Origin of the sequence: Oceanisphaera sp. (genome assembly GCF_052084945.1) — a bacterium.
In the GTDB taxonomy this organism is placed as follows: domain Bacteria; phylum Pseudomonadota; class Gammaproteobacteria; order Enterobacterales; family Aeromonadaceae; genus Oceanimonas.
Map to the genome: position 1 here is coordinate 15,518 of NZ_JBQDEX010000028.1, position 8,334 is coordinate 23,851.

The window sequence follows — 8,334 nt, forward strand, 5'->3', positions numbered from 1 at the left end:
TAAAAGGGGTCGGAGTCAGTTTAGCTTAATGCGCTAAATTGACTCCGACCCCTTTATCAGATAAACAAACCCAAATTTATGATCCCCAAGAGCACTTTATAGCGCAGTGGCAAGGGCGATTGTATATGGAGATGCTTGATTCTGTGGATGCGGCTGATTGGCCGATTGGTTTAAATGAGTCGTTATAGCGCCAGTATTAAGGGCTGTGAATGATAAAAAAATCCGATTTACCGTCAAAAATATGCCCAGTATGCCAACGTCCTTTTAGCTGGCGTAAAAAGTGGCAGCGCAATTGGCCAGAGGTTAAATATTGCTCTAAGCGTTGTGCGGGGGCAAAGAAAACATAAAAGGGGTCGGAGTCAGTTTAGCTTAATGCGCTAAATTGACTCCGACCCCTTTTATTTTAGTTACTAATCCCTAATCACTATTCCCTAATCCCTAATCACTATTCCTCGTTAGGAGCGTCATCACTTAGGTGAGTGCTTTGTTTTGAGGGGGTTTGTTTACCTAACTGAGCATGAGAACTTGGGTGTTGCTCAAGTTCAGCCCCTTGCTCTATCACTCGCAAGTTAGCGGCGGGGGCGTGGCCGTCTTTATCGGCGCCAAAGTACACTGTGCTATGAGGAAACGGAATATCAATGCCGGCTTGCTCAAAGTGCATTTTAACCAAGCGGTTATAAGCACGACCCACGGCCCATTGCATACCCGGTGTCGATTTAATACGCACCCGAATAATGACTGAGCTATCGGCTAACGCAATCACCCCAGACACTTCTAGGGTGTCTAATATTTCGTGCTTCATGTCCTCGGTAGCGGCGAGTTCATCAAAGGCATCTTGCAAGCGGGCAATAGCATGGTCGATATTTTCACGGTATGCCACTCGATATTCGCCCACATGATAACCAAACTCTCGCATGTAGTTAGACACGGTATCAACACTCGAAAACGGAATAATATGGTAAGTACCACTTAAGTCACGAATGCCCACCGAGCGAATACTGAGCTTTTCAGCGGTACCCGTAATGCCGCCTAAGGTGACTACATCGCCAGTATTCATGGCATTTTCTATTTGAATGAACACCCCAGTAATAATGTCTTGCACCAGTTTTTGTGCACCAAAACCAATGGCTAAGCCCAAGACCCCGGCCCCTGCAATTAATGGCCCTATGTTAATGCCAACTTCTGCTAAGGCGATCATAAAGGTCAGCGTACCAAGGGCAATGGCTAACGCATTACGAAACAGTAGCAACAAGGTTTGGGTACGGGCAGAAGGGCGACCGCGGCCGGTTTCAGGATTGAGTTTATGTTCTATTACGCTGGCCATTAAGACCCACACTACAGCCGCCACCAGTAAAATAATGGCCACCCCAATGATTTTACTCATTAGTTTTCCGCCGGTCTCTGACTCATACCAAGCGTTTAAGTCCACGATATACCAGGCATTTAGCACCAAGAGTAGGGCGATGCTGGCAATCAGTATGCGTAAAAAGTGTAGTGCAGGAGGCACATAACTATTAAGACGGGCTTCAAGCAAGGGCAGCTTACGGCGTAGCTCGTCAGACAAGGTAATACGACGGCCTAAGGTCTGAGCCAGCAAGCTTGATAGCAAAATGCTAACCACCACAACGGCAATCGTTTTAAGGGTGGCAAACAACACATAAGGCAAGGCTTCTGCTGGGCTAAGCAGGGTCAACACCAGTATCACTGTGAAATAGACAAGGGCAATTAAATGCCAAGTGCGAGACAATAAAATTAAACTAAATTGCCCCGCAGTAATCGTGCTTTTCTCGGCCTTTTGGCGAATAGCTTGACGCAAACGTACGCGATTTTTTAAGATCACAGTAATGGCATAGAGATAAGCCGCAAGCATAATCAAGGTGTTCATGCCTTGGCCTAAAGTGGTTGAAATATTAATGTTAATTAAAGGTTCTACCACCATAACACCATACCCTACCAAGCCGATTAGTAATGCCATCCAGCGATTCCAGTAGGCGGCTTCTGAGGCGGCAATGGGCAGCAAGCGCAGTCCGTCGTAACGAGAAGAAAACAGCACCCTTAACCCGGCTTTTAATAGCTCTATAACCACAAAGGCGTTTAAAAACAGTGAAGCCTGGGTGGTGAGTTCTCCTGACTCCCCCACCAAAAAGGTGGCGACTAAGTTACCGCCCACATAGGCTAATGCCACCGCCAACACATCGACTAAACTTGCCAAAGCCACGCAAATGACTAGCCGTAATACGGGGGTTTTTCCTTCACCGTGACGAGACCAGTGACTAAAGCGAATAAAAATAGGGCTTGCCAGTCTACGCAGTAGCCAAAACAAGGCGATGGTAGCTGCAATCACCAAGGCGATATTGAGTGAGGCAGATAAAAAGGTAGCGCGGTCAAACTGTTCATTCACATTTTCTGTATTGCCGGTAAATATATTGCTGGTCACTGCAATTAAATTAGATAATTGTTGACTTAGGCCGCCGGCTATTTCACTGGTTGTTTCGGCCAGTTGGCTGGGTAATGAGGGCTCTACAGGCTCAGCGCTTTGTGTTTCAGCAGCCGGTTGCGCCTGTTGCTCTGCCATACTACGCAGTTCATTAATTAACTGCTGGCGCGACTGTTCATTTTCGAGCACTTCAGCTAAGGCATCGTAAGAGGGGCCTGAATTGGCTTCTTGTGGCTGTGCTATCCCCATAATAGGAATAAACAACAGCCATAACATCAGCAGAGTGAGTCTGTTAAATCGGTTCACCGAGGCCTCCGATAGGCGTTAATGATTGTGATAGAGCAATAAGCATTGCTTGCATTGGACTTGAGTGTAAGCGCGCTAAAGTCATAAATGAATAAGCAGGCGATTGATTAGGTTAACATAGCAAGCAAAGCGATGTTAATTTTCAATGGGCACGCAGGGCACAGGTCGCGGTACGTTATCTGCCGGATGCTGTACGTAAAAAAATAAAGCGGAGTTTTTAACGTATGGCATACCGCGTGAGACATAACGCCTCCCCGCAGGGCGTTAGGCGTACCAATAATAAGGAAAAAAGATGTTTATTTGGGAAGGCGTGAGTGAATTTGTCGCGGTAGCTGAAGCCGAGAGCTTTACGCAGGCGGCTAAAAAGTTAACCATTTCAACAGCTCAAGTCAGTCGACAGGTCAGCGCATTAGAAGCAAGGCTATCGACCAAGCTTTTGTATCGCACTACCCGTAAAGTGTCGGTAACAGAAGCAGGGCAAATTTATTATCAGCATTGTCGGCAGGTGCTTGATGGTTTAGAAGAAGCCGAGCGCACTATGACTAATTTACAGTTAGCCCCTAAAGGCAAGCTTAAGCTCACCGCGCCTATTACCTATGGCGAAAAAACCATAGCCCCCTTGGTGAATGACTTTGTACAGCAATATCCAGAGCTAGAAGTACAAATGATATTAACCAACCAAAAGCTAGACTTGGTGGCAGAGGGCTTTGATTTGGCAGTGCGCCTTGGCAAGTTGGAAGACTCCAGCATGATGGCAAAGCGCTTGTCTTCTCGTACTCAATATATCTGCGCTTCACCGCAGTATCTCGCGGCTTATGGCGAGCCCCAGCGTCTATCGGATTTAGAGCAACATAACTGTTTGCAAGGCAATTTAGATTACTGGCGCTTTCAAGAGCAAGGCCAGGCGCGCAATATACGGGTTAAGGGAAACATTCGTTGTGATAGCGGCTGGGCCTTACTCGATGCGGCACTAAAAGGCATAGGCATAGTACAGCTGCCTGATTATTATGTGCACGCAGCACTCGCTAAGGGCAAGTTAGTGCCGTTATTAGCGCAATATCAAGAGCCCGATGAGGGAATATGGGCCTTGTATCCGCATAATCGCCATTTATCACCCAAGGTTCGTATGCTATTGGACTTTTTGAGTGACTCGTTGGAGTAGGCCTGTTGGTGAGGTTTTTGTTGCTAAGCGCCCCATTTGGCTAGATACCGAGCGTCATGCTGTTATTATTAACCATTATTTATTAGGGGGCGTAATGCGTATCTTATTTGCCCTGCTGGGGGCGTTGTCATTATTATTGGGCCTAATTGGTGCTTTTTTGCCGGTGCTGCCCACCACGCCCTTTATTTTATTAGCAGCCTTGTTGTTTAGTAAATCATCGCCTCGTGTGCATCATTGGATGTTGAATCACCCTTGGTTTGGCACCATGATCCGAGACTGGCAAACCTATCGCGGATTACGGCCCAAGATCCGGCGCAGAGCAATAGTGATGATGATCATCAGCTTTGCTTTTTCTATTTATATGGTGCCGTTATGGCCAGTTAGGCTGGGGTTATTGATCACTTTTATCATGCTGTTAGCGTGGTTTTTGCGCCTGCCATTAGTGACAGATGTTGCTAATGGGCAGCAGAAATAGTCAAGTTGTTGCATTGGGCTAGGCTAAGCCCTAAGCTAACTGCCGTTGTAATTTAACATGCTGTGCCCTCATTGTTAGGGTTGATAAGGCCGAACATGATGAAACAAGAAACGCTTAAGCTGATTGCCGATAGTATTGCTTCTGTCCCTAACTACCCAAAGCCTGGGGTGGTATTTCGAGATATAACCAGCCTAGTAGAAAATGCTGAGGCGTTTAAAGCGACAATTGATGCCATTGTTGAGTTGTACCAACATGCGGGTATCAACAAAGTACTAGGAACGGAAGCCCGTGGCTTTATTTTTGGTGCGCCCGTTGCAACGGCATTGGGGGTGGGGTTTATTATGGCGCGCAAGCCTAATAAACTGCCCCGAGAAGTGATTGAAGTTGAGTACGATTTAGAATATGGCCAAGATAAACTACAAATTCATGTTGATGCGATATTACCTGGCGAAAAAATCTTAATTATTGATGACTTATTAGCCACTGGTGGCACAGTAGAAGCGGCCGTCAAGCTGGTACGCCGCTGTGGTGGCGAAGTGCAAGAAGCCGCTTTTGTGGTCGCGCTACCAGCATTAGGGGGACTACAGCGCCTCAACAAAATGGGCATTAGAGTGAATAGCTTAGTGCAATTTGACGGTGAATAACTGGCTTGCAAATATAATGGTTACTAAATACAGATGAATTACCAGGTTCTTGCCAGAAAGTGGCGTCCACAACGCTTTGCCGATGTAGTAGGTCAGCAACATGTGTTGACCGCATTGATTAATGCCCTATCGCAGGGAAGGCTTCATCACGCCTATTTATTTAGCGGCACTCGAGGCGTGGGTAAAACTTCTATTGCTCGATTGTTAGCCAAAGCGCTTAATTGTGATCACGGTATTACTCCCGACCCCTGTGGTAGTTGTGCCAGTTGCCAAGAAATTGAGCAAGGGCGTTTTGTCGACCTGCTAGAAATAGACGCTGCGAGTCGCACTAAAGTAGAAGATACCCGCGAACTGCTCGATAATGTGCAATATCAGCCTGCTCGTGGCCGCTTTAAAGTGTATTTAATAGATGAAGTGCACATGCTGTCTCGACACAGCTTTAATGCCTTGTTAAAAACATTGGAAGAGCCGCCGCCGCACGTTAAATTTTTGCTGGCGACCACAGACCCACAAAAGCTACCGATTACCATATTATCTCGCTGTTTGCAGTTTCATCTGAAAAGCCTAGAGCCTGAACAGATTGATGCACAGTTGCAGCATATTTTGGAGCACGAGCAGCTCCCTTTTGAAACACAAGCCACGGCCGCCTTGTCTCGTGCTGCAGACGGCAGCCTGCGGGATGGCCTAAGCCTTACCGATCAGGCACTGGCCTTTGGTAACGGTGACGTTAAACTGGCGTTAGTTGAGTCTATGCTCGGCAACCTTAATCGCAGTCAGCTACTTGCGCTTATTGACGCTATTTTGTCTGGCCAAGGTGATGCTTTGCTGGCGCGGGTGGCGGAGCTTGCTAGCTTAGGGCCGGATTACGATCAGGTACATAAAGAATTAATTGGCTTTTGGCATCAGCTTGCCTTAGCGCAATTGGTGGCAGCATCACCTCAACAACCGTATGCCGAAGAGCTCAACCGACTTGCCCCTTTGGTGTCATCTGAGCAGATACAGGTCTTTTATCAAATTTGTTTACAAGGACGTAAAGATCTACCCTTTGCACCCGATGGCCGCTCGGCATTAGAAATGACGCTATTGCGTACTTTAGCTTTTCGTCCCGAAGCTCCTGTGGCTACCACTGCTGTGCCGGCCCGTCGGTCTTCGGCGCCCCAAAAGGTAGCGCACACTGTAAAAAAGCCTGAGCCGCCGCCTGTTAATGAGGCGCCATTAGCCTCTGCACCTCAGGAGCCAACGGCGGCTTCACTCGCACAAGAGCAAAATGAAATATGGGATCAAGCAGAACGACTAGGTCAGGTATCACCGCCTACTGTAGCCTGTGAGCCTCCGCTTAATAGCGAGTCGCAAGATGCGCCGCCAAGCGATAAGTTGTCACCGGAACAGCTAACTGATAACCAGCCAACAGCGGCGGTGACGGCGGCACCCATTGCACAGCCGCAATCGGCAGAGCACCTAGAGGATCCTGTCGCTGGTGATGTCACGCGGCTGCGGCGTTTATTGCAAACCCGTAACCGTTTACGCAGCCAAGAACCAGAAAAACAAACGGGGGCGGCTCCCGCTGTGACGCCAAGGGCTAAACCAAGTGTGGCGCCAACACCGCCACCGGAACAAGTGCACTCATCGCACAATAAAGCGCAGGGCCGCGAACAAAGCAAAACCCAAGTAAGCCCACAGGCCCCCTCATCAGGCGCTAATGAATTACCTCCCTTGGATGCGTATAATGACGCCGGTTGGCAAAATGATGAGCAAGACTCGCCACCCTGGCACACTGAAGGGCAGGCGGCTCAAACTGCGCAACTGACATCACCGCAGGTTACTCGTGTAACAGATGAGCCAACATCGGCAAAAAAACACGGCTCGGCGCCAAGTTTTACTGCGTCTGCCCCCGCTGTGTCTTTGGCTAAGGCGCAACACAGTGCAACGGATCCTGAGCCATTAAAGGCCGCCAGCTTATTGCCTCAAGCACAAGATAGTTGGGCACGTTTAGTGGCAGAGTTACCCTTAGGTGGCTTATTACGCCAGTTAGCCATGCACAGTAGTTGCGAGCAAACAACCAAGCTGCAATGGCAATTATGGTTACAGCCCCAGCATAAACACTTGTTAAATGAGAAAAGCCGACAAGAGTTAGAGCTTGTTATTCAGCAGCACCAGTCACAGCCGATAACCGTGCAAGTGAGCATTGGACAGCAAACCGCTCAGCAAACCCCGTTTGAAATAGAGCAAGTGTTATTTCAAGGCGCAATTGCTCAGGCAAAAGATGAAATTAAAGGCGATGATGCGGTACAATTTTTAATATCGCGCTTTGCTGCAGTACTAGATGAAGATAGCATTGAACCTATGACGCAGTAGCGTTGTTTTTATCCATTAATAAAGAGTGAGTAATTATGTTTGGTAAAGGTGGAATGGGCAACATGATGAAGCAGGCCCAGCAGATGCAAGAAAAAATGCAGAAGCTACAAGAAGAGCTGGCCGAGCTAGAAGTAGTAGGTGAAGCCGGAGCTGGTCTGGTAAAAGTGACCATGGCTGGCAGCCACTCAGTGCGTCGTGTTGAGCTAGACGACAGCCTGTTTGAAGACGACAAAGAGCTAATAGAAGACTTATTAGCCGCGGCTGTCAACGACGCTGTACGTCGTGTTGAAGAGCAAAATAAAACGCGCATGAGCGAGATTACCGGTGGTATGAATTTACCAGCTGGCTTTAAAATGCCGTTCTAAATTAAATATTAAGCCGGAAGCTGGACAGAGAATTCGGGCGCCAAGCACACTGTTGCTTAGCTTCCAGCTTCCAGCTTCCAGCCTTCAGAGTGAACTCATGCGTTTTAGCCCCCTGTTAGATGAACTTATTAAGAGTTTGCAAATTTTGCCCGGTGTGGGTCCTAAATCGGCACAGCGTATGGCGTTTGCCATGTTAGAGCGCCAGCGCGCGGGTGGTCGGCGTTTAGCGCATGTGCTAGAGCAGGCGCTAGATAAAATAGGCCATTGCCGCCAATGCCGAACCTTTACCGAAGAAAGTGTCTGTGGTCTTTGTACTAACCCAAAGCGCGCAGTAAGCGGCCAACTATGTATCGTAGAAAGCCCAGCCGACGTAGTGGCCATTGAGCAAACGGGGCAATATCAGGGACGTTATTTTGTATTAATGGGGCACTTGTCACCACTCGACGGGGTAGGGCCTGAAGAGCTAGGGTTAGATAAGTTAGCCGACTTATTGGCAACCGAGGCATATCAAGAAGTTATTTTAGCAACCAATCCCACAGTAGAAGGGGAAGCAACAGCCTACTACATTGCCGATATTGCCCGCAGCCAAG

9 protein-coding genes are annotated in these 8,334 nt (G+C 48.1%); 8 read left to right on the top strand and 1 reads right to left on the bottom strand.

The genetic code is table 11. From position 1 onward, the window contains the following. The first annotated feature begins 38 nt into the window (after positions 1-38). Both ACTHY5_RS04295 and ACTHY5_RS04300 read left to right on the top strand, forming a co-directional pair. Positions 39-188 (top strand): hypothetical protein, encoded by a 150-nt coding sequence (locus ACTHY5_RS04295; protein WP_441876858.1) that lies wholly within the window; start codon positions 39-41, stop codon positions 186-188. 21 nt (positions 189-209) lie between these two features. Continuing rightward, positions 210-347 carry a DUF2256 domain-containing protein gene (locus tag ACTHY5_RS04300; protein WP_441876855.1) on the top strand — a complete coding sequence of 46 codons (138 nt, stop codon included), beginning with the start codon at positions 210-212 and terminating at the stop codon, positions 345-347. A gap of 98 nt (positions 348-445) precedes the next feature. Here the strand turns inward: ACTHY5_RS04300 and ybiO are convergent, their stop codons facing one another. Next, on the bottom strand, positions 446-2,743 hold the full coding sequence (ybiO, locus tag ACTHY5_RS04305; RefSeq protein ID WP_441876861.1) for a mechanosensitive channel protein: 2,298 nt from the start codon (positions 2,741-2,743) through the stop codon (positions 446-448). Positions 2,744-3,035: 292 nt separating this feature from the next. Between ybiO and ACTHY5_RS04310 the strand changes: the two genes are divergently transcribed. From ACTHY5_RS04310 to recR, 6 genes are all read left to right on the top strand, one after another. Next, complete coding sequence (locus tag ACTHY5_RS04310) at positions 3,036-3,905, top strand: LysR substrate-binding domain-containing protein (RefSeq protein WP_441876864.1); 870 nt, start codon at positions 3,036-3,038, stop codon at positions 3,903-3,905. 94 nt (positions 3,906-3,999) lie between these two features. Beyond that, the gene (locus ACTHY5_RS04315) at positions 4,000-4,380 is read left to right on the top strand and encodes a YbaN family protein (RefSeq protein WP_441876882.1); all 381 of its coding nucleotides are present in this window, start codon (positions 4,000-4,002) and stop codon (positions 4,378-4,380) included. A gap of 98 nt (positions 4,381-4,478) precedes the next feature. Further along, positions 4,479-5,024, top strand: a complete 546-nt coding sequence (apt, locus tag ACTHY5_RS04320) for an adenine phosphoribosyltransferase (protein WP_441876884.1) — start codon at positions 4,479-4,481, stop codon at positions 5,022-5,024. Between the two features lie 33 nt (positions 5,025-5,057). Continuing rightward, positions 5,058-7,379 (top strand): DNA polymerase III subunit gamma/tau, encoded by a 2,322-nt coding sequence (dnaX, locus tag ACTHY5_RS04325; RefSeq protein WP_441876867.1) that lies wholly within the window; start codon positions 5,058-5,060, stop codon positions 7,377-7,379. 35 nt (positions 7,380-7,414) lie between these two features. Further along, positions 7,415-7,744: a YbaB/EbfC family nucleoid-associated protein gene (locus tag ACTHY5_RS04330; protein WP_441876870.1), complete on the top strand. Its 330-nt coding sequence runs from the start codon at positions 7,415-7,417 to the stop codon at positions 7,742-7,744. Between the two features lie 97 nt (positions 7,745-7,841). Continuing rightward, a partial coding sequence (gene recR / locus ACTHY5_RS04335; protein ID WP_441876873.1) for a recombination mediator RecR occupies positions 7,842-8,334 on the top strand: 493 nt, incomplete at its 3' end.

Coding starts and splice junctions, on each gene's coding strand:
- ACTHY5_RS04315 (WP_441876882.1), top strand. CDS start 4,000: ATGCGTATCTTATTTGCCCTGCTGGGGGCGTTGTCATTATTATTGGGC.
- ACTHY5_RS04300 (WP_441876855.1), top strand. CDS start 210: ATGATAAAAAAATCCGATTTACCGTCAAAAATATGCCCAGTATGCCAA.
- ACTHY5_RS04330 (WP_441876870.1), top strand. CDS start 7,415: ATGTTTGGTAAAGGTGGAATGGGCAACATGATGAAGCAGGCCCAGCAG.
- dnaX (WP_441876867.1), top strand. CDS start 5,058: ATGAATTACCAGGTTCTTGCCAGAAAGTGGCGTCCACAACGCTTTGCC.
- ACTHY5_RS04310 (WP_441876864.1), top strand. CDS start 3,036: ATGTTTATTTGGGAAGGCGTGAGTGAATTTGTCGCGGTAGCTGAAGCC.
- apt (WP_441876884.1), top strand. CDS start 4,479: ATGAAACAAGAAACGCTTAAGCTGATTGCCGATAGTATTGCTTCTGTC.